This window comes from Microlunatus sp. GCM10028923, from assembly GCF_042666975.1.
In the GTDB taxonomy this organism is placed as follows: Bacteria; Actinomycetota; Actinomycetes; order Propionibacteriales; family Propionibacteriaceae; genus Microlunatus.
In genome coordinates, this window is sequence record NZ_JBHTFF010000003.1 from 200,127 (window position 1) to 222,855 (window position 22,729).

Below are 22,729 nucleotides of genomic sequence, written 5' to 3' on the forward strand. Positions count from 1 at the left end.
GTTGACGGCCTCGACCCTCACCCGGGCCGAGTCCCGGCTGGCCCGGGTGATCATCGTGCTCGGCGTCATCCTCGTCGCGACCGGGATGCGGCCGGCGCTCACCTCGGTCGGGCCGGTGCTGGACCGGATCGGCCTGGACACCGGGCTGAGCGGCGCCGGCCTCGGCCTGCTCGCCGCCGTTCCGTTGCTCGGCTTCGCCGCGGTGTCGCCGCTGGTGCACCGGGTCAGCGTCCGGTGCGGGATCGACACGACGCTGCTGGCGGCGTTGATCTTGCTCACCGCCGGGATCGGGCTGCGTTCGGTCGCCGGTCCGGTCTGGCTGTGGGGCGGCACCATGATCATCGGTACGGCGATCGCGGTGATCAACGTGCTGCTGCCGGCCGTCGTGAAGCGGGACTTCCCGGGCCACGTGTCCCGGATGACGGCGAGCTATTCCGCGGTGATGAACGGGATGGCGGCGATCGCGTCCGGACTCAGCGTGCCGCTGGCCGACCTGCTTCCGGCGGGCTGGCGTACCGCCTTGCTCATCTGGGCGGGGCCGGCCCTGATCGCCGCGATCGCCTGGCTGATCCGGCTCCGGCTGACCCGGGTCCGCAACGACGGGACCGCCGTCGCCGTCGCGGCCGAGCCCCCGGCGGGCGGGCTCATGTGGCGGTCCGCGCTGGCCTGGCAGGTGACCCTGGCGATGGGCCTGCAGTCCACGATCTTCTACATCCTGGCCACCTGGCTGCCGTCGATCCTGGCCGACCGCGGGCTGTCACCCACGGCGGCCGGGCTGCACCTGTTGATCTTGCAGGTGGCCGGCATGGTGGCCAGCTTCACCATCGGCAGCACGCTGTCCCGCTGGCGGGACCAGCGGGCGATCGGCGTGCTGCTCGGTGTCGGCATGATCATCGCCTCGCTCGGTCTGCTGCTGGTCCCGGCGCTGGCGTTGCTCTGGGTGATCATCGCCGGGATGTCTTCCGGTACGTCGATCATGCTGGCCCTGTCCCTGATCGGGCTGCGCACCCGTACCGCCGGGCAGACCACCCGGCTGTCCGGGATGGCCCAGTCGGTCGGCTACCTGCTCGCCGCCTGCGGCCCGGTCACCGCCGGCTGGCTGCACACGACGACCGGCGACTGGCCGGCCGTGCTGATCTTGGTCGCGGTGCTGGCCGCGGGTCACGCAACCGCCGGCTACCTGGCCGGCCGGAACCGGTACACCCACCCGGCCTGAACCCTCCACCGGTCCCGCCGGCGCACCTCGACCGTCAGCCGAGGCCTTCGGTGATGCGGAAGTCGCGCTCGAAGCCGTCGGGGAGTTCGGCCAGCGCCTCCCGGTAGGCCGCGCTCTCGTACGCGGCGACGGCCTGGTCGAAGCTGTCGAACTCGATCAGGACGACGCGCTCGGCGAGGCCGGCTTCGTGCGCGACGATCCGGCTGCCGATGCTGGCGAGCACCCGCCCGCCGGCGGCCTTGACGGCCAGACCGGCCCGCTGGTTGTAGACCTCAAGACTTTCAGGGTCGGTGATCTTGGGGTAGACGCTGACCCAGTAGCCCTTGGCCACGGTTTCTCCTCTGCTCGGAATTGATCATCAGGACCATGCTCAGATCCAGCGCCGGCGCGCTGTGGGTCAGGGCGCCGACGGAGATCAGGTCAACGCCGGTGGCGGCGAGCTCCCGGACCTCGGCCAGCGTGACGTTCCCCGAGACCTCGAGGACGGCCTCCGCTGCAGCTTGCCGCCGGAGCTGGACCGCCGCCCGGATGTCGTCGCGGGAGAAGTTGTCGAGCATGATCCGCGCGGCGCCTGCCCGCAGCGCCTCCTCCAGCTCAGCCAGGTCCTGCACCTCGACCTCGATCTCGAGTTGCTCGTTCTCGGCGGCCATCCCGCGGCGCACGGCGTCGATCGCGGCGGTCACGCCGCCGGCCGCTGCGAGGTGGTTCTCCTTGAGCAGCACCATGGCACCGAGATCGAGTCGATGATTGTGGCCGCCGCCGGCCGTGACGGCGTACTTGTCGAGCGCGCGGAGGCCCGGCGCGGTCTTGCGGGTGTCCAGAATCCGCACCGGTCGGTCACCGACCGCCCGGACGTAGGAACGGGTCAGCGTCGCGATGCCCGACATCCGTTGCAGGAAATTGAGCGCGGTACGTTCAGCGCTCAACAGCGACCGGGTCGGCCCTTCGAGGCGAAGGATCACCGTTCCGGCACCGGCCTGGTCTCCGTCGGTGATCAGCGGCTCGAACTGGATCCGAGGATCGACCTGGGTGATCACCTCGGCCGCGACCGCGATCCCGGCGACGGTCCCGGGCTGTTTCGCGATGATCTCGGCGCGTGACCACAGATCGTTCGGGACGCTCCAGCGCGTCGTGACGTCGTCCTGGGCCTGGTCCTCGGCCAACGCGGTGGCCACGATCGCGGACAGCTCCGTACCCAACTGGCTTCTCCCGGGCGCCACCCCGGTGGTCATGCCGCCACCGCCGCGGCCTCGGTCGCGGCAAGCAGCCGGCCGTCCGGCCGGAGGGCGAGATAGGAGTGCCGCTGCCAGGAGGGCACCGGACGATCATGATCGGAACGCCGATGACTGCCCCGGCTCTCGGTACGCAGCAGGGCGGCCGTGCCGACCAGGGCGCCCACCAGCTGCAGGTTGGTCGTCTCCACGTCGGCCACCGAGCCCTCCTGCGTCAAGGGCGGCACCGCGGCCAGCTCCGCGAGCAGCTCGGTCAGCCTGGACTCCTCGCGCAGCACGCCGGCACCGCGGGTGATCGCCTCGACCAACCGGGGACGCTGGGCAGAGCTGACCACGGCCGGTGCTTGATCATCGAGCGGGAAGGGATGATCGGACTCGTCCAGGTCGGCGCCGTAGCGCAGCGCCGCGGAGATCACCGCGATCCTGGCTTCGGTCTCGACGTCGCGATCCGAGAGCAGCCGGCCGAGTCGATCACCGGCGACGAACGCCTCGGTGAGGCTGTTGGACGCCAGCCGGTTGGCACCCTGCACCCCGGTCGACGCGACCTCGCCGACCGCATACAGGCCGGGTACGGTCGTGACGCCGTCCAGCGTGGCCAGAACGCCACCACAGAAGTAGTGCTCGGCCGGCCGGACCGGGATCGGTTCGGTGATCGGATCGACGCCACGTTCCCGGCACAACTGCAAGATCGTCGGGAAGTGCTGCCGCCAGGTCGTCGCGCCGAGCGCGGTGCCGTCCAGGAACAGGTGATCATCACCGGAGGCCAGCAGGTCGGCGTGCATCGCCGCCGCGACGATGTCCCGCGGAGCAAGATCACCCATCGGATGCCGACCGTCCATGATCAACGTACCGCGGCCGTTGACCAGCCGGGCGCCCTCACCGCGGACCGCTTCCGAGATCAGGACGCCACGATCGCCCGGCCGGCGATGGGCCGGCGGTACGACCAGCACGGTCGGATGGAACTGGACGAACTCCGGATCGCGGATGATCGCCCCGGCCCGCAGGGCGATCCCGAGGCCGTCGCCGGTCGCGGTCGCCGGATTGGTGGTGGTGCTCCAGGCCTGTCCGACGCCACCGGCCGCGAGGACGACGGCGTCGGCGGACAACTCGCCGACCACACCGTCGCGGTCGATCACCCGAAGGCCACGGACCACTCCGTCGGCGGTGCCGATCGCATCGACGGCGGTGCAGTGCTCGAGCAGGGTGAACCGTCCGCCCGAGCCGGGTTGGTCCTGGCCGGCCGGCCTGGATCCGGTGAGCGATGCCGCCAGGCTTCGGGCCACCTCGGCTCCGCTGGCGTCGCCGCCGGCGTGGATGATCCGGCGGTGGTGATGGCCACCTTCCAGGCCCAGCGCCAGCGCTCCGTCCACGGCCCGGTCGAAGCGGGCGCCCAGCTCGGTCATCCGCTCGATCGCGGCCGGCGCGGCGGCGACGAGTGCGGCGACCTGGTCCGGTTCGCAGAGCCCGGCACCGGCGGCCAGCGTGTCGGCCAGGTGATCGGTCAGGCTGTCGGCCGGGTCCGTGACGGCGGCCAGACCACCCTGCGCCCAGGCGGTCGAACCGTCGCCGAGGGTTCCCTTGGTGATCATGGTCACCCGCCGGCCGGCGTCCAGCAGCCTGATCGCGGCCGCCATCCCGGCCGCCCCGCTACCGACGATGATCACGTCGGACTCCGAACGGTTCGCGACCGGACCGACGCTCAGCCGGGTGGGTAGTCGCAGATCGGCCATGATCATTCTCCGCCTCCGGGACGACCGATCGCCACCATCCGCTCGACCGCCTGCCGGGCGGCGGCGGCGATCTCGGCCGGCACGTGCACCTCATCGGTCTCGTTGCGCAGCGAGTTGATCAACTTCTCCGGCGTGATCATCTTCATGAAGCGGCAGGACGCCTTCGGATTGACCGGCTGGAAGTCGACCGCCGGGTTGGCGTGCCGCAGCTGGTGCAGCATGCCGATCTCGGTCGCCACCAGCACCTTGCCGGCCGAGCTGCGTCGCGCCTCGTCCAGCATCGCGCCGGTGGACAGGATGTGGGTCCGGTCGGCCGGGATGTCGCCGACGCTGGTCATCCACAGGGCCGACGTGGAGCAGCCGCACTCGGGGTGCACGTAGAGCTCCGCCTCGGGGTCGGCGTGGACGGCCGCCTCCAGATCCTGCGGCGAGATCCCCGCGTGGACGTGGCATTCACCCATCCAGCTGTGCAGGTTCGTCCGGCCGGTCTTCCGCTTCACGTGCGCGGCCAGGAACATGTCGGGCAGGAACAGCACCTCCTGGTCGGCCGGAAGGGACTCGACCACCTCGACGGCGTTGGAGGAGGTGCAGCAGATATCGGACTCCGCCTTCACCTCGGCCGTCGTGTTGACGTAGGCGACGACCGCTGCGCCCGGGTGTTCGGCCTTCCAGGCCCGGAGCTGATCGGCGGTGATCGTGTCGGCCAGCGAGCAGCCGGCCCGGGCGTCGGGAATGATCACCTTCTTGTCGGGGGAGAGGATCTTTGCGGTCTCGGCCATGAAGTGCACACCGGCGAAGACGATCATCGAAGCGTCGACCGATGCGGCCAGCCGGGACAGCGCGAGCGAGTCGCCGACATGATCGGCGACGTCCTGGATCTGCGGCAACTGGTAGTTGTGCGCCAGCACGACGGCGTCCTTGCGGCGGGCGAGCTCATGCACCTCACGCTGCCAACTGGTCCAGTCCGCAAAGCCCGGCGGGACCTCCCCGTAGCCGGCGTAGTCGGTGTTGACCGAATCGATCAAGGTCACAGCTTCTCCCCGTGTCAGGTTTTCGCCTCAGAGTCGAAAACTAAGCTCGACGGTAGCATTCGATCGTGGCCAGATCGAGCGCGGTGCCCACGTTTCGGCACGAGGCGGTGGCCGTTGTGTTCAAGATCACGGACGGCGAGCTGACGGTGTTGCTCTGGCAGCGGGCCCGTGATCCGTACAACGGCGCCTGGGCGCTGCCCAGCGGCCCGCTGGAGATGGACGAGACGTTGGGGGCCTGCGTGGCCAGGCATCTGGCGGCGAAGGCCGACCTGGACGAGATCGCCCATCTGGAACAACTGGAGACCCGCAGCGCGGCCGGTCGCGACCCGTACCAGCGGACCATCGCCACGGCGTACCTGGGCCTGGTGCAGAGCACGGCCGACCCGCAACTTCCGCAGAACGCCGCCTGGCACCGGGCCGACAAGCTGCCGGTGATGGCGTTCGACCACGCCTCGGTGGTGGCCTCGGCGATCGAACGCCTACAGCGCAAGCTCTCCTACAGCAATCTCGGCTTCGGGTTGGCGCCGGACGAGTTCACCATCGCTCAGCTGCGCGACATCTACGCCGCGGCGCTGGGGCGCGAGGTGTCGGCGACCAACCTGCAGCGGGTCCTGACCCGGCGCGGGCAGCTCGAGCCGACCGGGCGGACCGCGCCGTCCCGAGGTGGTGGGGGACGCCCGGCCGCACTCTTCCGCTTCACCGAACGCACTCTGGCGATCACCGATCCGTTCGCCGCGCTCCGCCCGGGCGATCGGCCGGCATGATCATCAAAGGCCCTTGATCAGCTCCCGATGATCACCGGGTCGCGTCCCGGAACGACGCGCCGGCGGCCAGCCGGTCGGCCAGTGCGTTGATCGCGGCCGGACCACCGCGGGACCGAGCCCAGCGGTCGACCGCACAGGCCGCCCGGGCATAGGTCTGTTCGTCGGCGGAGGCGGCGGCGAGCCAGTCGCCGAGGGTCTCCGGCAGCGGGCCGTCCGGCGCGACCCGGCAGCGGTCCGCGGCGTCGGCCGGTTTCAGATAGCGCTCGTCGCCGGAGACCAGCACCGCCAGGCCCTCGTCGAACCACTGCGGTACGGCAGCGCCGCCGGCCCGCTGCCGGAACTCGACGTGCGACAACTCGTGCGCGGCGATCACCGCATCGACGCCGCGCGGCGACAGCATCAGGCCGCGGTTCATGATCGCGACCCCGGCCTCCGGTCCGCCGCCGATCCGGCGGTAGCAGTCGGCGGAGGTGCAGGCCAGGATCCGCGGCCGGCTGACCGGGGTGCCGTAGAAGTCGGTGATCTTGGTCCGGGCCTCCGCCGTGACCCGGATGATCTTGTCCCGTGGTTCGGGCGGCAGGTCGCGCTCGCCGTACACCTCGGGTTGGAGGGCCTGCAGCCCGTAACACTCGGGGCAGGCGAGCGCCGCGACGGACGGCCAGCGGACGACCACGACGGTCGCTCCGATGACGATCAGGGCCAGCAGGACCGCCGGTACGACGAACCGGAGTCGTCGTACCGGACGGTCAGCCACGGCCCGAGCTTACGGTCGGGCCGAACGGTCAGGCGCGGGTGACCTGGACGACCGAGGGGCGCGGGCCCCGCCAGTCGCCCCGGTCCGGCCGGGACCCCGCCGGCACGTAGTCCGGGAAGTAGGACTGCTGCTCGTCCCAGGACCCGTCCTCGCCGGGATGCTGGACGGCGACGAACACGGAACCGTCCTGATCATGGATCACCGGGCCGCTGGTCTCGGCCTGGTTCGGTACGGCGAGGAACTGGACCACGTGGCCGCGTTCCTTGCCCAGCACCGGAACCCGGTACAGGCCGTCGGCCTTGCCGATGCCGCTCGGTGCGCCGTCGGTCGAGATCCACAGGTTCCCGGTGGAGTCGAACGCGACGTTGTCCGGGCAGGAGATCGGGGCCACCGGGCCGTCCCAGCCGCCGAAGTAGGTGCCGGCGTCCTCCGGGTTGCCGCAGACCAGGAACAGGTTCCACTCGAAGGTGGTCGCGCCGGCCTTGTTCTTGTGCTCGGTCAGCTCGATGATGTGGCCGTCCTTGTTCGCCGGCCGCGGGTTCGCCGGGTCGATCGCCGGCTTGCCGTCGGCGCCGCGCTGGCTGTTGTTCGTGCAGGCCACGTACACCTTGCCGGTCCGCGGATTCGGCTCGACGTCCTCGGGCCGGTCCATCGGGGTCGCCTTCATCTTGTCGGCGGCCAGCCGGGTGAACACCAGCACCTCCGCGGTGCTCATCCCCGGGACGACCGACTCGCCGTTCTGGGTCAGCGGGACCCAGGTGCCGCGGCCGAGGTTGTCGTTGCCCGGATTCTGCACGCCGCTGAACTTGGCGACGTAGAGGTCGCCCTCGGTGAGCAGGGACAGGTTGTGCCGGCGCGCTGCGGCCGAGTCGCCCGCGCGGTACTTCTTCTTGGCGACGAACTTGTACAGGTAGTCGAACCGCTCGTCGTCACCCATGTAGGCGGCGACCGTGCCGTCCTCGTCCACCCGGATGTTGGCACCCTCGTGCTTCATCCGGCCCATCGCGGTGTGCTTGCGCGGGGTGGCGGTCGGATCGGTCGGGTCGATCTCGACGATGTAGCCGAACCGGTTGGGCTCGTTCTTGTAGTCCGGCTTGGTGGCGTCGAAGCGGGGATCGACCTTCTCGAAGCTGTACGAGCTCGGCTTGTTGGTCAGGCCGTAGCGGGCGTTGCCCTGTGCGGTCGGGTCGGCGACGAAGTAGCCGTTGAAGTTCTCCTCGCCGGAGAGCACGGTGCCCCACGGGGTGGTGCCGCCGGCGCAGTTGCCGAGGGTGCCGTAGACGCGCTTGCCGGACGGGTCGGCCGCGGTCTTCACCAGGTCGGACCCGGCGGCCGGGCCGGTCAGGCTGAACAGCGAGGAGGCGGTGATCCGGTTGTTCTTCTCGCCGCCGCGGACGTACGTCCACGGCCTGCCCTTGCCGCGGCGCTTCAGCTCGACGACGCTGAAGCCGTGCGCGGCCATCAGCGTCCGCAGCACCTCGGCCTCCTGCGCCTCGTTGTCCGACGGCGGGAACATGATCGCCCGGTTGGTGTACTCGTGGTTGCAGACCAGCAGCGCCTCCCGGCCCGCCCGATCGGTCACGATGATGTCCAGGTAGTCGTTGTTGTAGCCGAACTGCAGCTCCTGGGCCTCGGCGTTCGGATTCTCCGGGTCGAAGGCGGGGGAGTTGTGGAACAGCGGGTCGCCCCAGCGCAGGATCGGCGTCCACTCGTAACCCGGCGGTACGGTCATCGCGTCCTCGGCCGCGTCGACCGGAGCGATCGGCTGGAACGGGAGCGAGCCGCGGATGGCGGATTCGCCCGGCGCCCGCTTGCCCTCGGTGGCGGCGGCGAGCTGCGGGGCCAGGGCGGGAGCCGCCGCGCCGGCGGCCAGTGCGCCGCCGCCGATCAGCAGGGCCCGGCGACTCACCTGTCCGCGCGCGATCTCGGCGAAGGTCGGCTCGGAGCTGGTGTTCGGCGGCGGCGAGGCACAGGCGCTGTCACACTTCAGGTGGCAGGTGACCGCGCTTCGGTTGCCATGGGTGTGGCCCAACATGGGCAGGTTCATGCTGACTCCCGAGTATGTCTGACCGGTGTGAGGCCGGTCGGGGTCTGGACAGCGCGAGCCTCTCCCTCGGCGATGAACAACCGTCCTACGGCGGCCGACGAAAAGATGAACTCCCTGGCCAGTCCGGTACCCGGGAGGCCCCCGACCGAAACGGTCCAACCGCGGTGGCAGGATGGACCGCTATGTCGCGCCGCCGCGGTCTCACCGAGACCGACAACTACCAGCAGGTGGTGCAGTCCTACGTCGCGGCCGGCGGTGACGAGCAGGTTCAGCAGGTGATCACCGCGGTGCACCGGCTGTCCCGGCGGCTGAACCAGTCCTACGACCGACAGCTGGCCGATCTCGACGTGTCGACGGGGGAGTGGGCCGTGCTGGCCGAGCTGGCCCGGGCGAACGGCGAGGCGCTCACCCCGAGCCGGCTGGCCGAGGCCGCGGGCGTGGCCCCGTCCTCGATGACCCACCGGCTGGACGGCATGGTGCAGCGCGGCCTGGTCACGCGGGAAGGCGATCCGGGCAACCGGACCCGGGTCCTGGTCCGGCTGGCCGACCCCGGCTGGAGCCTGTTCACGACGTCGATCCAACAGGCCAATGTGGTCGAGTCCGACGTGCTGTCCGCGCTCACCCCGGCCCAGCTTCGGGATCTGTCCGGACTGCTGGAACGCCTTCTGGCCAACCTGGACAGCCTGAAATAGCCGGCTCGAAATCGTCCGTACGCCGGGCGGGGCTCCGTGGTTGTCGGTAAGAATGCCCTCCATGGTTACGAAGTCGCCCAAGGCTGCTCCGCCCACCGGACCGGACGATCGACCGATCGGCGCGCTGGACAACTACTTCCAGATCAGCGCCCGCGGCTCGACCGTGGGCCGGGAGATCCGCGGTGGCATCGTCACCTTCTTCACGATGTCGTACATCCTGGCGCTGAACCCGTTGATCATCGGGACCAAGCCGGACGGCTCGGGCAACCTGCTCGGCGGGCTGCCGTACCTGGATCAGGCGGGCGTCGTGATCGACGCGAACGTCAACACGGCGACCACGATGGTGGCCGCCGCGACCGCGCTGATCGCGGGCCTGATGACGATCGCGATGGGCATCTTCGGCCGGTTCCCGATCGGCATCGCGACCGGCCTCGGGCTGAACGCCCTGCTGGCCGTGGTGATCGCGCCGCAGATGACCTGGCCGCAGGCGATGGGGCTGATCCTGATCGAGGGCATCCTGATCGCGATCTTCGTCCTGACCGGCTTCCGGACGGCGGTGTTCCGGGCGGTGCCGCGATCGCTGCGGACCGGCATCTCGGTCGGCATCGGCCTGTTCGTCTGCTTCGTCGGCCTGGTCGACGGCGGCATCGTCCGCAAGCCGGAGGGCGGCCCGCCCGTCGAGCTGGGCATCGGCGGTTCGCTGATCGGCTGGCCGATGCTGGTCTTCGTGATCGGCCTGTTCGGCGTCGCGATCCTGTACGCGAAGCGGGTCAAGGGCGCCATGCTGATCTCCATCCTGGGCGCCACCGTGATCGCGCTGGTGATCGAGCTGATCGGCAAGATCGGCGGCAAGACCGACGACAACCCGGTCGGCTGGGTGCTCAACAAGCCGGAGTTCACCGGTGCGCTGTCCGTACCCAATCTCGGGTTGATCGGGCAGGTCGACCCGTTCGGCGCGTTCGGGGCCGCCTTCGCCGAGGGCTTCAAGATCAACATCTTCGTACCGCTGTTGCTGCTGGTGTTCGCCCTGCTGCTAGCGGACTTCTTCGACACCATGGGCACCGTCGTCGCGGTCGGCGCCGAGGGCAACCTGCTGGACCACCGGGGCAACCCGCCGTTCCTGTCCCGGATCCTGTTCGTCGACTCGGTCGCCGCCGCGGCCGGCGGCGTCGGCTCGGTGTCCTCCAACACCTCCTACATCGAGTCCGCGGCCGGCGTCGGCGAGGGCGCCCGGACCGGCCTGGCCTCGGTGATCACCGGCGCCGGCTTCCTGCTCGCGATGTTCTTCGCCCCGTTGATCAACCTGGTCCCGTCGGAGGCGGCCACGCCGGCCCTGGTCTTCGTCGGCTTCCTCATGATCAGCCAGGTGGTCAAGGTCGACTGGACCGACATCGAGGAGGGCCTGCCCGCGTTCCTGACCATGGTGCTGATGCCGTTCACGTTCTCGATCACCATCGGGATCGGCGCCGGCTTCATCATGTACACCGTGCTGAAGGTGGTCCGCGGCAAGTGGCGCAAGGTCCATCCGGTGATGTACGTGGTCGCGGGCGCCTTCGTCGTCTACTTCATTCAGGGCCTGCTGGTCCAGGCCGTCGGCTGATCCGGGCGCCGGCGCGCCCTTCCGAGGCAGGAGTGCACTGATCGCTCTAGTCAGTCCGCCGGTCCGGACGTGGCCGCGGCCGGCAAGGTCGAGCGCTGTCGGGATTCCTCCACAAGTTCGAGCATTGCCGCGTGGCATCAGCCGCTGAACCGCCGCGCGTGGAGGAATACCGACATCCCGCGGGTCCCCTTGGTGATGGCGCCGTCCCTGCCAGGTGCACTATCGCGCCACGGCTGCCACTCCCCGGCGCGCCCCACGGTCTGGGTCGGCCTGACCTGCGGTTGACGCGACGGAGCCACGACAACCGGGACCCGGCGACCCGCGTGCCCGCGCCCAGAACTGACTTCGCCCGGACGTGGCTATGTCGTCCTTGCTGTACCGGCTCGGTCGGTACGCGGTCCGTCGGCGCATCGCCATGCTGCTGGCCTTGGCTCGCCGTGCTGGCTGCGCCCGGAGAAGGCTGCGCCCGGACGTGATTTCGTCCGGGGGTGGCTTCGTCCGGGGGTGGCTGCGCCCGGACGTGATTTCGCCCGGGTGGCTTCGCGCGGACGCGACCCGCAGACGCAACTCCGCCCAGCCACCATCCGTGCCCGGCGCGCCTCCTCCCCGCACAATGCGACCGCCGATCCGGCGCCGCGCCCACCCAGTCCACTCTCAGCGCGTCGAGTGTGACGTTCCGTACCCATGAAATCGATCTCCGGCGGTCGCAACGTCACACTCGACGCCGGCCCGACTCACGGGGTGGGGGCCTGGATCGGGTGGGATCCGGCCGCCGCGGTACGGACCGGTCGCCGCGATCCCGCTTGGTGCTTGGACACCCTCAGGGCGATGGAGGGCGATCCTGGAGAGCGGAGGAGGATCGACCCGCCTCCAAGCCACCACTCAACGCACCACCGAACAGGGGTCGTGGGGTTGTCGACTTTCCCACCTCGGTTCCGGTGAGGGTCGTGGGGTTGTCGACTTTCCCACCTCGGATGCGGTGAGGGTCGTGGGGTTGTCGACTTTCCCACCCGGCTGGCGGCGACTCCGCTGGCGCCCGAACGCCTGGCGTCGACCTCACTCGGCGCGACCCTCACAAGGCCTCACACGGCGCGACTTTCCCGCACGAAACGGACCCGCCTCTGCGGCGCGTCGGAGGCGACCCCCTGGCGCCGACTTCCTGGCGGCGACCCGCGGCCGACCCCGCTGGCGCCCGACCGCCTGGCACCCGCCCCGCCCGGCGCGACCTACTCGGCGCCGACCCTCACCGGCGCGACCCTCAGCCGGCGCGATCCCACCCGGACACGGCCGCGACCCGGTGCCACCCGGGTCCGACGGCGGTTCCCTCAGCTCTGGCCCGAAGGCGAGCACGACATCTTCGGTAGCGCGCCGCTTCGCCGGGGAATCGGAGCGGGTGGACGCGCACGAACGCTGACGGCCAACGTGCGCCACGCTCGCTCAGCCCAGGCCTTCAAGATCAACTTCTGTCGGATGATCAGACCCATCGGACTTATCGGCGATCTCAATGACGATAGTTCGCAGTTGTAATTAGTGTTGCTAACGAATATTCTTGAGAAGGCGCGGGGGATCTGCGAAGTTGATCATGGACAGGGTGGCTGGGGTTTGAGTCTGGATACGGAACCGAAGCGAACGGGCCTCTCGGCCGACACCGATCTCGAGGCCACCGCTCCCGTACCCGTATCCACCGAATCCGCCGAACAAGCCGCAACCGGGAAGGCGAAGCCCGATCGCACGGGCATGTTCGCCGCGCTGCAGCTGCCGAACTACCGGATCTTCCTCGGCGGTTCCTTCATCTCCAACATCGGCACCTGGATGCAGCGGGTCGCCCAGGACTGGCTGGTGCTCGAGCTTTCCGGCGGCTCCGGGCTCGCGGTCGGCATCACCACCGCCCTGCAGTTCCTGCCGATGCTGCTGCTCTCCCCGTACGGCGGACTGCTCGCCGACCGCTTCGACAAGCGGACCATTCTGCGGATCACCCAGGCCTGGATGGCCCTCGCCGCCGGCGCCCTCGGCCTGCTGGCGATCACCGGCGCCGCCGTCACCTGGCACGTCTACCTGATCGCCTTCCTGTTCGGCCTCGGCACCGCGATCGACAACCCGTCCCGGCAGTCGTTCGTCAACGAGGTGGTCGGTTCGAAGCACCTGGCCAACGCGATCGGGCTCAACTCGGCCACCTTCCACGCCAGCCGGATCATCGGCCCGGCGCTGGCCGGCCTGGTGATCGCCGCGTTCGGCAGCGGCTGGGCGATCCTGTCCAACGCGGTCACCTACGGCGCCTTCATTGCCGCCCTGGCGCTGATCGACGGGAAGCTGCTGCAGGTCAGCCAGCGGCCGCCGCGGGCGAAGCGGCAGATCCGCGAAGGGGTCAGCTACGTCTTCGGCAATCCCGAGATCCTGCTGGTCATGTGCGTCGCGTTCTTCGTCGGCACGTTCGGGATGAACTTCCAGATGACCTCGGCCCTGATGGCTCAGCAGGAGTTCCACAAGGGAGCGCAGGAGTACGGCATCCTCGGCACGATCATGGCGGTCGGCTCGCTGACCGGGGCCCTGCTCGCGGCCCGTCGGCGGGAGGCGCCGCGCGGCCGGTTCATCATCAAGATGGCCGTCCTGTACGGGTTCATCCTGATCATCACCGGGCTGATGCCGAGCTACCTCACGTACGCGATGATCCTGCCGATCACCGGCTTCGTCGCGCTGCTGACCATGACGGCCTCGAACGCGGCGATCCAGCTCAACGTCGCGCCGCAGCTACGCGGCCGGGTGATGGCCCTCTATGCGATGGTGATGATGGGCGGTACGCCGATCGGTGCGCCGATCCTGGGCTGGCTTGGTGAACTGTTCGGGCCGCGCTGGACCCTGCTCGCCGGCGGCGGGCTGACCGTGCTCGGGGTGCTGGCCTCGGCGCTGATCCTGGCCCGGCGGCAACGGATCCAGATCGTCCCCGTGCTCACCCCGCGACCGCACTTCGAGCTGCGCGACCGCTGACGCTTTTGAGTCCGTGAACATCTTCCGCGACTTCCTCGGATCGGGTTAATCTCGAACACGTCCGATACCGCTCGTCGAGGAGGACCCATGTCACTGCGGAAAACCCACCCCCTGCGTCGCCGGCAGTTGCTCGGCCTGGCTGCCGGTCTCGCCCCGGTCGCCGTGTTCGGAGCGCCGGCCATCGCCATCGCGTCGCCACGCACCGAGCCGCTCAGATCGACCCCGGCCGAGCGCGGCAGCTATCGTCCGGCCACGGCCCGGGAGGTGGCCGAGGCCCGGCAGGTGATTCCGGCCCCGGCTCGCCATGATCCGGCTCAACTGAAGCGGGCCGTCGCGGCCCAGCTGGAGACGGCGGCCGCCGCCGGCAACGTGACCGTCGAGATCGACTTCCAGTACCAGGAGACCGGCTACTGGTGCGGACCGGCCGCGACCCGGCACGCCCTCTCGGCACGCGGCGTGAACGTGTCCCAGCAGCAGATGGCCAACGAGCTGCCGACCAGCACCAACGGCACCGACTGGATCGGCCAGGTCACCAAGGTGCTGACGAACTACGTCGGCTGGTACGAGACCAAGGAGATGCCGAACGATCCGCCCACCCAGGCCCAGCGGGACCTGCTCTGGAACGACGTCAAGCTCGACCTGGACAAGGGCTACGCGCTGGTGACGAACATCGTCGCGCCGGCCAGCAACCACCCGCCGGGCTACCCGAACTACACGATCTGGCACTACTTCACGGTGATCGGCTACAACCCGGACAACCAGGACGTGCTGATCGCCGACTCGGCCGGCTTCGCCCCGACCGCGACGTACTGGCTGAGCTTCAACCAGCTGGCCACCCTGATCCCGCCGAAGGGCTACAGCGCCTGATCCCATGAGGGCGGCCGTTGAACCTGGCCGCCGTCGGTTCCGTGTTGGGAAGGGTGGACCTTCCACGCGCGGACGAGGCACTGCTGCGTGATCTGTTCGATCGGCACGCGGCGGCCCTGCTGCGGTATCTGCTGCCGCTCACCGACGGTGACCGGGGCCGCGCCGAGGACCTGGTCCAGGAGACCCTGCTGCGCGCCTGGCGGCATCCCGAGGTGCTGGCCCGGCACGGCCCGATCCGGCCCTGGCTCTACACGGTGGCGCGGAACCTCGCCGTCGACGCCCACCGGGCCCGCGCGTCGCGGCCGCACGAGGTCTCCGACGCGGCCCTGGCGACGATGCCGGACCCGACCGCGGACCTGGACCGGACGGTGCTGGGCTGGGCCATCGCCGACGTACTCGCCGCCCTCCGCCCGGAGCACCGGCAGGTGCTGGTCGAAACCTACTTCCGGGCGCACACGGTGGCCGAGGCGGCTGCGATCCTGAAGATCCCGCCGGGCACGGTCAAGTCCCGCACCTACTACGCGCTGCGGGCCTTCCGGCTCCTCTGTGAGGAACGAGGGCTGCTGCCGTGAACTGCGATCAGGCCAGGCTGAGCCTCGCCGCCCACCTGTTCGGTGCGATCGATCCGGCGGAGGGTGCCGAGGTCGAGCAGCACGTCCGGGACTGCCCGTCCTGCCGGGCGGAGCTGGACGACCTGGCCGAGCTCCCGCCGCTGCTCGACCGGCTGACACCGGCCGACATCGCTCGGCTGGAGCACGGGTTCGCGGACGAGGACGCGCCCGCACCGACCGTGACGGACCTGCGGCCCGCGCCGGAACTGCTGGACCGGCTGCTCGCCTCGGCGGTCCGGCGGCACCGGTGGCGCCGGGTGATGCTCTCGGTCGCCGTCGCCGCCGTGCTGCTGGTGACCGTGCTCGGCGGCGGCTCGATGATCTTGACCCTGACCCGGCCGGCGCCGCCGGACCAGGTGGTCGTCCTGACCGGCGCCGACCCCGGCTCGCAGGTGTACGGCGAGGCGAGGCTCACCGCCAGACCCTGGGGTACGTCGATCACGGTGGCGGTCGCCGGGCTGCCGGCGGGCACCGAGTGCGGTCTGGTCGCGATCACCGTCGACGGCCGCCGCCAGGCCCTCGGCGCCTGGCGGGCCGACTACTCCGGGACGGCCGACGTCACCGTCGCCACCAGCTATTCGCTGTCCGAGCTGGAGTCGCTGTTGATCAACGAGCTTGATCGGGAACCGTTGCTGCGGCTGCGGCGGTGAACCGTTCCGGCCCGGGATCCGTGACAGGGAAGGACGGGCGGTGGCACTGGGCCGCCGCCGGCAGAGGAGTGACGATGTCCACCGAAACCTCCCTCACCCGCCAGTTGGTCCTCCGCGTCGGTGCGCTCCTGGCCGGCGTCGCGCTGGCCGGCTGCGGCCCGCTGTACGCCCCGCCCGGAGCCGGTACGGACTCGGGCGCCACGCTGTCGATCACCGAACCGGGCGACAATGCCACGGTGACCCAGCCGTTCACGCTCAAGGTGGAGTCGAGCGCGGAACTGGGCCCGACCGACTCGGGCCGGCACCACGTCCACCTGTCCTTCGACGGGAACGCCGACGACTACACCGTCGAGCCGGACGGCGAGATGATCATCGACCGGCTGAGTCCCGGCCGGCACACGATCAAGGTCACCCTGCAGCACGCCGACCACTCCTCGGCCGGCGCCGAGGACGAGATCACCGTCACCGTGGCCGACGGGGCCGCGCCGACGACGGAGCAGGATCAGAGCTCCGGCACGGACGGCTATGACTACTGATCACCGGGTCCGCCGGATCCGGGTCCCGACGGTCGAACGGAACCGGCGCGGCACCCGGTGGCTGCACGGCGGGATCTACGTCGGAACGCTGCTCCTGCTGGCGACGGGAGGCTGGCTCTGGCTCGGCCGGGAAGGCGATCCGACCCTCCTGGCCGTGATCACCGGGCTGCCCGACATCGAGCTGCACAAGATCATCGGGCTGGTGCTGACCGCGATCGGCCTGGTCGGCACCGGCTACTGGCTACGCCGGATCGGAGCCTTCGTCCGCGAGACCTTCCGCTGGGACCGCGGCGACCTGCACTGGCGGGCGCGCTGGCCGGTGGCGGTGCTCACCGGCCGGTTCCGTCGCCACGAAGGGGATTTCGATCCGGGCCAGCGGCTGGCCAACCTGGTCCTGGTCGGCGGCCTTTTGATCTTGGTGCTGACCGGACTCGGTTTGATCATGGTGCGCGGCGGTCCGGTGTTCGTCGTACTGCACTGGGTGCATCTGCTGATCACCTTCCCGGTCACCGCCATGATCATCGGGCACGTGCTGATCGCGTCCGGCGTGCTGCCGGGCTACCGCGGCGCCTGGCGGTCGATGCACCTGGGCGGCCGGCTGCCGCGGGCCGTCGCGCGGCGGCTCTGGCCGGCCTGGCTGGACCGCCAGGACCGAGACCACGGAGGGGCCGTCAGTCGGCGGGTTGGAGGGCGATGAACCTCGCCCCGCGTTCCTGCGCGGCCTCGACCTGATCACGTCGCGGCAGCCCGGTCTCGTCGAGCTCGATCTGCTGGAACCTGCGCAGTACCGGGTTGGGCGGCAGCAGGGCGACCGCGATCTCCCAGGCCCGGTCCGGATCCTCGGCGACCTCCGCCGTCGCGGTGAACCGGCGACCGTGGTGCTGCACCTCGAGCGTGGCACCGCCGCGCAGATTGCGTACCCAACTGCCGGGCGAGACGAGCAGGATCTGACCTTCGTGATCGGTGTAGGCCAACGGCACGGCGTAGCGGGCGCCACTCTTGCGTCCGGTCACGTAGAGCAGCGTGAGCCGGCGGCTCATCAGCCCGTGCAACGGCGAGTTGAGGATGCCGCGCATCATCCGGTTGATCACGCGCTGCCGGCCGACGCTGTTGTCCCGGATCGGGGTCGCAGGCTGGACGGTACGGGTTCGGGGCACGACTGCCTCCTCGATTCTGATTCAATCATTTGATTGAAACCAGCGTAGGGAAGGCCCTGGCTAGGATCAAGCAGTTGATTGGAATCGTGGGTGAGAGGTGCGTCATGCCGAGGATCGACCGCCGTGAACAGATCTCCGCGGCCGTGTTCGCCGGCATCGCCGAGCGCGGCCTGGAAGGGCTGCGGACCAGGGACGTCGCTGCCCGGGCCGGCGTCAACATCGCGACGGTGCACTACTACTTCGCCACCAAGGAAGACCTGATCGCGGCCGCGTACCAACGGCTCCAGCAGCGATTCGGCGCCTATCTGCCGGAGACCGGGACTCCGGCCGAGCGGCTGACTCACCACCTCACCGGTGTCCTCGAGCTGCTGATCGACGACGCCGAGCTGCGCCGGGTGCTGGCCGAACTCGCGCTGCGGGCGAACCGCGACCCGCGGCTGGCCGGCGACATCGCGGCGGCCGAAGACGCCTGGCTGACCAGCCTCCGGGACCTCGTCGCGACCGGCACCGAACAGGGCAGCTGGGCGATCGAGGTCGATCCGGACGCCTTCGCGGCCACCTGCGTCGCCATGCTCAAGGGCTGCTGCATACCGACGCTGCTGACCACCCGAGCCGACGAGCTGCGGCGCGCGATCGACCAGCTGTTGTCCTGGCTCACCGGGGCCGGGTCCGCGCGCGACACTTGAGTCATGACCTCACCGGTGCCTGAACTCGCGGTGCCCGAACCGGCCGCGCGGGGTGGCGGCTGGCGGCTCGAGGTGTACGGGGCGGTCGGGCTCCAGCTGTCCGTACTCCTGGCGGTGCAGCAGTTGGTCGGGCTGACCGTGGCCGGTTGGGTGGCCGCGGTCGGCTACCTGGTCGCGCTCAGCCTGGCCGTCGCGGCCGGACCATGGCGCCGGGTGCCGGCCCGTACGGCGGACCCGTCGATCGGACCGGCGAACCTGATCACGCTGGCCCGGTCGCTGCTGGTCGGCGCCGTGATCGCCCTGATCGTCAGCGGCTTCTCCGGCGGCTGGCCGGACGGTCAGCGGGCCCTGGCGGTCGGCCTCTCGGTCGTTGCGGTGATCTTGGACGGCGTCGACGGCCGGGTGGCCCGGCGGACCCGGACCAGTTCGGCCTTCGGCGCCAGGTTCGACATCGAGATCGACTCCGTGCTGGCCCTGGCACTCGCGATCGGACTGGCTCGCGAGCTGACCCCGCTGGCCCTGGTGCTCGGGTTGGCCCGCTACCTCTATCTGGCCGGTGCCCGGATCTGGCCCTGGCTCAACCTGCCGCTGCCGACCCGCCTGTCCCGCAAGGTCATCGGCCTGCTCGGCACCGTCACGTTGATCATCGCGACGACCGGGTTCGGCCCGCCGGCGTTCGGTATCGGCGTGGTCGTCGCCGGCACCGCGGCCGTGGTGTATTCGTTCGGCCGGGACATCGTCGCCCAGTTCCGGCTGCGGAAGGGCCCCGACGTAGTGTGACGCTCATGCCGGCAACGTCACCGACCACCGCTCTCCTGACGCTCACTCCGGGCACCGGACCGACCGCACCGCCCAGCTCGAAGCCGGGCGCCGGGCTCCTTGCCCCGTCGGCCACCGGGTTCGAGGCCAGCACCGACGGGCGGGCCCGTGCGGTCGTCGCCGAACCGGACCGTGTGATCGCGGCGGGCGACCGGCTCCGCTACGCGATCTTCAGTCCGTACGATCCGGACGCCGGCACCGTCGAGGACGGCTGCGCGGCGACCGCGGTCGGCCTGGAGTTGATCATGGACGACGGTACGGTGATCGGCGGCGAACAGCTGGCCGATGATCACGGCGTGCCGATCGAGCCGCTGGCGCAGTACGCGGCCCGCACCTCGCTGCCGGACCAGTGGAACCACAAAAGCGTCGATCTGACCGCGCTGGCCGGCCGCCGGGTGACCGGGATCGCCTTGCTGGTCGACGTTTCCGGGCTGCCGACCGCTGGCACCCGGACCGTCCGGGGCTGGTTCGAACTGATCGGGATCGGGCCCGCGGCGCCGACCGCCGGCGACCGGCGGCCGACCGACTTCGTCCGGACCACCCGGGGCAGCCACGCGAGTGGCGGCTACTCCCGTGGCAACAACGCGCCGCTGGCTGCGGTGCCGCACGGCTTCCACTTCGTCACCCCGATCACCGACGCCCGGACGTTCCGCTGGATCTACTCCTGGCACCAGCACAACAACGCCGACAACCGGCCGGTGCTGCAGGGGCTCGCCCTGTCGCACATCCCCAGCCCGTGGATCGGTGACCGGACCACGTTCCAGGTCTGTCCCTGGGGGAGTGCCGGCAAGCCGGAGCTCGACCCGGCTGCCCGCGGCCTGGAATTCGATCATGACGACGAGACCGACCGGGCGCACTACTACGCCGTGACCACCCGGTCCGGGATCCGGGCCGAGGCCGCGCCGACCGACCACGCCGTGATCATGCGGTTCACCTTCCCCGGGCCGGATGCGGCGCTGATCTTCGACCAGTCCGACGATCACGGCGGGCTGCGCCTCTCGGCCGATCCGGAGACCGGCCGGGGCATCGTCACCGGCCACGCCGACGGCGGTTCGCAGCGGGCCGGGGCGACGCCGCGGATGTTCGTCTACGGCGAGCTGGACGCACCCGTCGTCGATCATGGTCCGCTGGACCAACCGGAGCACACCGGCGTCGGCGGCTACCTCAAGATCCGGCCGGGCGCTGACGGCACCGTGGTGCTGCGGCTGGCCAGCTCCTTCATCGGGCTGGACCAGGCCAAGCAGAATCTCGCGGCCGAGCTCGGCCCGGATCAGACGGTGGAGTCGGTGGCGGAGCGGGCCGAGCAGGCCTGGAACGCGCTGCTCGGCAAGATCACCGTCGACGGTGCGACCGAGGACCAGTTGATCACCGTCTACTCGAACCTCTACCGGCTGTTCCTCTACCCGAACACGATGAGCGAGGACCTGGCGACCGATCCGCCGAAGCGCGCGTACGCCAGCCCGTTCCAGGTCGACCAGCCGGACACCGAGGAGCACACCGGCCGTGCCGTGGTGGACGGCGAAGGCTCGGCGAACAACGGCTTCTGGGACACGTACCGGACCTGCTGGACGGCGCTCGGGCTGTTCGAGCCGGAGCGCTGCGGCCGGCTGCTGGACGGATTCGTCCAGCACTACCGCGACGGCGGCTGGACCGCCCGCTGGTCGGCGCCGGGCTACGCCGACTGCATGGTCGGCACCAGCTCGGACATCGTGCTGGCCGACGCGTACGTCAACGGCGTGCCCGGGTTCGACGTCACCGACGGCTACGATTCCGCGCTGCGCAACGCGACCGTGCCGGCCGACGAGCCGGTAGTCGGGCGGTACGGGCTGGAGAAGTCGATCTTCGTCGGCTACACCTCGACTGCGGTCGACGAGGGGCTGTCCTGGACCCTGGAGGGCGCGATCAACGACTACGGGCTCGCGGTCTGGTCGGCGGCCCTGGCCGAGCGCGTCACGGACGACGACCCGCGACGGGAGGAGTACCGGGCCAACGCGCGCTACTTCGCCTCCCGCGCCGCCTGGTACGTGAACCTGTTCGACGAGCGGACCGGCTTCTTCATCGGCCGCGATGATCATGGCGCGTTCCGCGTCGAGCCGGACGCCTACGACCCGCGGCAGTGGGGCGGCGACTACACCGAGACCAACGGCTGGGGGATGGCGTTCACGGTGCCGCAGGACGGCGCCGGGCTGGCCGCGCTGCACGGCGGCCAAGATCAACTCCGGGCGAAGCTGGACGCGTTCTTCGGCACCGACGAGACCGCCGCCGAGGACGTCAAGGGCGACTACCGGCACGTGATCCACGAGATGACCGAGGCCCGCAACATCCGGCTCGGCATGCTCGGCCTGTCCAACCAGCCGGCCCACCACATCCCGTACTTCTATCTGCACGCGGGCGCCCCGGAGCGGACCCAGCAGCTGGTCCGGGAGTGCGTCCGGCGACTGTTCCTCGGCTCCGAGATCGGTCAGGGCTACCCGGGCGACGAGGACAACGGCGAGATGTCGGCCTGGTACCTCTTCTCCGCCTTCGGCCTCTATCCGCTGTCCCTGGCCAGCGGCGAGCTGGTGCTGACCGCGCCGACCTTCGCCGAGGTCCGGATCGCGCTCGACGATGATCGGGAACTGTTGATCATCGCCCATGATCAACATCCCGACCACCACTACATCCAGTCGGTGCTGATCGACGGCGAGCCGTGGACCTCGGTCGCGGTCCCGTACCGGAAGGTGGCCGACGGCGCGACGATCGAGTTCTTCCTCGGTCCGGAGCCGTCCGGCTGGGGCGCCGACACTGCGCCGGCGTCGCTGACACCGGCCGGCGAACGCCCGCGCCCGCTGGCCGACCTGACCCGCCCGGACGGCCGGTACAGCGCCAGCTTCGGCGACGGCCGGGCCGCCGTCGACGACACCTCCGCCACCGCCCTGGTGCTGCCGGCCGGCGGCTGGATCGGGTACGAGTTCGACGAGCCACAGGCCTTCGAGCTCTACACGATCACCGCCTCACCCGGCGGCCTGACCTCCTGGGTGCTGGAGGGTTCCGACGACGGCACCGACTGGCAGCCGATCGACGAGCGCACCGCGGAGGACTTCCGCTGGCGCCGCCAGACCCGCCCGTTCCTGCCGGCCCACCCCGCGGCGTACCGGCAATTCCGGCTCCGGATCTCCGAAGCCCACGGCCCCGCCGACCTCCACCAATGGGAACTCCTCGCCTGACCCGCCCCCACCAAAATCCGCCGACCGGGCACAAAAGCAGCCGTTCTGCCGGCGTGTCGCTGCGGAGGTGACCGGTCGATGGGTTGGTGCGCAGCGGTCGGTCGGGCGGTCGGGCGGTCGGGCGGTCGGGCAGCCGGGCCGTGCGG

General features: G+C 70.4%; 20 protein-coding genes. 13 read left to right on the forward strand and 7 right to left on the reverse strand.

Annotated features, from left to right (window positions below; genetic code table 11):
• Position 1 precedes the first annotated feature (1 nt).
• Positions 2–1,216: an MFS transporter gene (locus tag ACFQU4_RS08160; protein WP_377489370.1), complete on the forward strand. Its 1,215-nt coding sequence runs from the start codon at positions 2–4 to the stop codon at positions 1,214–1,216.
• A 34-nt stretch (positions 1,217–1,250) separates the two neighbouring features.
• Here the strand turns inward: ACFQU4_RS08160 and ACFQU4_RS08165 are convergent, their stop codons facing one another.
• From ACFQU4_RS08165 to nadA, 4 genes are read right to left on the reverse strand one after another with little or no spacing between them, the layout of a single operon-like run.
• Entirely contained in the window at positions 1,251–1,547 is a 297-nt protein-coding gene (locus tag ACFQU4_RS08165; RefSeq protein WP_377489373.1) for a DUF1330 domain-containing protein, read from the reverse strand.
• Positions 1,498–2,448, reverse strand: a complete 951-nt coding sequence (gene nadC / locus ACFQU4_RS08170; protein WP_377489376.1) for a carboxylating nicotinate-nucleotide diphosphorylase — start codon at positions 2,446–2,448, stop codon at positions 1,498–1,500. Before nadC ends, ACFQU4_RS08165 begins: the two co-directional genes overlap by 50 nt.
• Entirely contained in the window at positions 2,445–4,184 is a 1,740-nt protein-coding gene (nadB, locus tag ACFQU4_RS08175) for an L-aspartate oxidase (RefSeq protein WP_377489379.1), read from the reverse strand. Before nadB ends, nadC begins: the two co-directional genes overlap by 4 nt.
• Positions 4,181–5,119, reverse strand: coding sequence for a quinolinate synthase NadA (nadA, locus tag ACFQU4_RS08180; RefSeq protein WP_377490519.1), 939 nt, complete (start codon positions 5,117–5,119; stop codon positions 4,181–4,183). The genes nadB and nadA overlap by 4 nt, the downstream gene beginning before the upstream one ends.
• 155 nt (positions 5,120–5,274) lie before the next feature.
• Here nadA and ACFQU4_RS08185 point away from each other — a divergent pair, with 155 nt between their 5' ends.
• Positions 5,275–5,973, forward strand: coding sequence for an NUDIX domain-containing protein (locus tag ACFQU4_RS08185; RefSeq protein ID WP_377489382.1), 699 nt, complete (start codon positions 5,275–5,277; stop codon positions 5,971–5,973).
• Positions 5,974–6,004: 31 nt separating this feature from the next.
• On the opposite strand, the gene ACFQU4_RS08190 is transcribed toward ACFQU4_RS08185, so the two are convergent.
• Positions 6,005–6,727 carry a hypothetical protein gene (locus ACFQU4_RS08190; protein ID WP_377489385.1) on the reverse strand — a complete coding sequence of 241 codons (723 nt, stop codon included), beginning with the start codon at positions 6,725–6,727 and terminating at the stop codon, positions 6,005–6,007.
• Positions 6,728–6,755: 28 nt separating this feature from the next.
• Positions 6,756–8,774, reverse strand: a complete 2,019-nt coding sequence (locus tag ACFQU4_RS08195; RefSeq protein WP_377489388.1) for a PhoX family protein — start codon at positions 8,772–8,774, stop codon at positions 6,756–6,758.
• A gap of 182 nt (positions 8,775–8,956) precedes the next feature.
• Here ACFQU4_RS08195 and ACFQU4_RS08200 point away from each other — a divergent pair, with 182 nt between their 5' ends.
• The 8 genes from ACFQU4_RS08200 (at position 8,957) to ACFQU4_RS08235 (ending at position 17,412) form a co-directional block, all read left to right on the forward strand.
• Positions 8,957–9,466 carry a MarR family winged helix-turn-helix transcriptional regulator gene (locus ACFQU4_RS08200; protein ID WP_377489391.1) on the forward strand — a complete coding sequence of 170 codons (510 nt, stop codon included), beginning with the start codon at positions 8,957–8,959 and terminating at the stop codon, positions 9,464–9,466.
• A 61-nt stretch (positions 9,467–9,527) separates the two neighbouring features.
• Positions 9,528–11,066 carry an NCS2 family permease gene (locus ACFQU4_RS08205; protein WP_377489394.1) on the forward strand — a complete coding sequence of 513 codons (1,539 nt, stop codon included), beginning with the start codon at positions 9,528–9,530 and terminating at the stop codon, positions 11,064–11,066.
• A 1,737-nt stretch (positions 11,067–12,803) separates the two neighbouring features.
• Entirely contained in the window at positions 12,804–14,051 is a 1,248-nt protein-coding gene (locus ACFQU4_RS08210; RefSeq protein WP_377489397.1) for an MFS transporter, read from the forward strand.
• A gap of 87 nt (positions 14,052–14,138) precedes the next feature.
• Positions 14,139–14,918, forward strand: a complete 780-nt coding sequence (locus ACFQU4_RS08215) for a C39 family peptidase (RefSeq protein WP_377489400.1) — start codon at positions 14,139–14,141, stop codon at positions 14,916–14,918.
• 53 nt (positions 14,919–14,971) lie between these two features.
• Positions 14,972–15,490, forward strand: a complete 519-nt coding sequence (locus ACFQU4_RS08220; protein ID WP_377489403.1) for a sigma-70 family RNA polymerase sigma factor — start codon at positions 14,972–14,974, stop codon at positions 15,488–15,490.
• Entirely contained in the window at positions 15,487–16,179 is a 693-nt protein-coding gene (locus tag ACFQU4_RS08225) for an anti-sigma factor family protein (RefSeq protein ID WP_377489406.1), read from the forward strand. The genes ACFQU4_RS08220 and ACFQU4_RS08225 overlap by 4 nt, the downstream gene beginning before the upstream one ends.
• 74 nt (positions 16,180–16,253) lie before the next feature.
• Entirely contained in the window at positions 16,254–16,715 is a 462-nt protein-coding gene (locus ACFQU4_RS08230; RefSeq protein ID WP_377489409.1) for a hypothetical protein, read from the forward strand.
• Entirely contained in the window at positions 16,705–17,412 is a 708-nt protein-coding gene (locus tag ACFQU4_RS08235; RefSeq protein ID WP_377489412.1) for a cytochrome b/b6 domain-containing protein, read from the forward strand. Before ACFQU4_RS08230 ends, ACFQU4_RS08235 begins: the two co-directional genes overlap by 11 nt.
• Here ACFQU4_RS08235 and ACFQU4_RS08240 read toward each other — a convergent pair.
• The gene (locus ACFQU4_RS08240; protein ID WP_377489415.1) at positions 17,387–17,872 is read right to left on the reverse strand and encodes a nitroreductase/quinone reductase family protein; all 486 of its coding nucleotides are present in this window, start codon (positions 17,870–17,872) and stop codon (positions 17,387–17,389) included. The genes ACFQU4_RS08235 and ACFQU4_RS08240 overlap by 26 nt on opposite strands.
• 104 nt (positions 17,873–17,976) lie before the next feature.
• Between ACFQU4_RS08240 and ACFQU4_RS08245 the strand changes: the two genes are divergently transcribed.
• Genes ACFQU4_RS08245 through ACFQU4_RS08255 form a run of 3 tightly spaced genes read left to right on the forward strand, consistent with a single transcriptional unit; the run spans position 17,977 to position 22,583 of the window.
• Positions 17,977–18,558 (forward strand): TetR/AcrR family transcriptional regulator, encoded by a 582-nt coding sequence (locus ACFQU4_RS08245; RefSeq protein WP_377489418.1) that lies wholly within the window; start codon positions 17,977–17,979, stop codon positions 18,556–18,558.
• A gap of 3 nt (positions 18,559–18,561) precedes the next feature.
• Positions 18,562–19,338 (forward strand): CDP-alcohol phosphatidyltransferase family protein, encoded by a 777-nt coding sequence (locus ACFQU4_RS08250; protein ID WP_377489421.1) that lies wholly within the window; start codon positions 18,562–18,564, stop codon positions 19,336–19,338.
• Positions 19,339–19,343: 5 nt separating this feature from the next.
• On the forward strand, positions 19,344–22,583 hold the full coding sequence (locus tag ACFQU4_RS08255; protein WP_377489424.1) for a GH92 family glycosyl hydrolase: 3,240 nt from the start codon (positions 19,344–19,346) through the stop codon (positions 22,581–22,583).
• Positions 22,584–22,729: the final 146 nt, after the last annotated feature.

What these genes read in the sequence shown, in the direction of transcription:
- ACFQU4_RS08210 (WP_377489397.1), top strand. Translation starts at nt 12,804, where the DNA reads ATGTTCGCCGCGCTGCAGCTGCCGAACTACCGGATCTTCCTCGGCGGT.
- ACFQU4_RS08250 (WP_377489421.1), top strand. Translation starts at nt 18,562, where the DNA reads ATGACCTCACCGGTGCCTGAACTCGCGGTGCCCGAACCGGCCGCGCGG.
- ACFQU4_RS08235 (WP_377489412.1), top strand. Translation starts at nt 16,705, where the DNA reads ATGACTACTGATCACCGGGTCCGCCGGATCCGGGTCCCGACGGTCGAA.
- ACFQU4_RS08205 (WP_377489394.1), top strand. Translation starts at nt 9,528, where the DNA reads ATGGTTACGAAGTCGCCCAAGGCTGCTCCGCCCACCGGACCGGACGAT.
- nadB (WP_377489379.1), bottom strand. Translation starts at nt 4,184, where the DNA reads ATGATCATGGCCGATCTGCGACTACCCACCCGGCTGAGCGTCGGTCCG.
- ACFQU4_RS08215 (WP_377489400.1), top strand. Translation starts at nt 14,139, where the DNA reads ATGTCACTGCGGAAAACCCACCCCCTGCGTCGCCGGCAGTTGCTCGGC.
- nadC (WP_377489376.1), bottom strand. Translation starts at nt 2,448, where the DNA reads ATGACCACCGGGGTGGCGCCCGGGAGAAGCCAGTTGGGTACGGAGCTG.
- ACFQU4_RS08230 (WP_377489409.1), top strand. Translation starts at nt 16,254, where the DNA reads ATGTCCACCGAAACCTCCCTCACCCGCCAGTTGGTCCTCCGCGTCGGT.
- ACFQU4_RS08195 (WP_377489388.1), bottom strand. Translation starts at nt 8,774, where the DNA reads ATGAACCTGCCCATGTTGGGCCACACCCATGGCAACCGAAGCGCGGTC.
- ACFQU4_RS08245 (WP_377489418.1), top strand. Translation starts at nt 17,977, where the DNA reads ATGCCGAGGATCGACCGCCGTGAACAGATCTCCGCGGCCGTGTTCGCC.
- ACFQU4_RS08200 (WP_377489391.1), top strand. Translation starts at nt 8,957, where the DNA reads ATGTCGCGCCGCCGCGGTCTCACCGAGACCGACAACTACCAGCAGGTG.
- ACFQU4_RS08255 (WP_377489424.1), top strand. Translation starts at nt 19,344, where the DNA reads ATGCCGGCAACGTCACCGACCACCGCTCTCCTGACGCTCACTCCGGGC.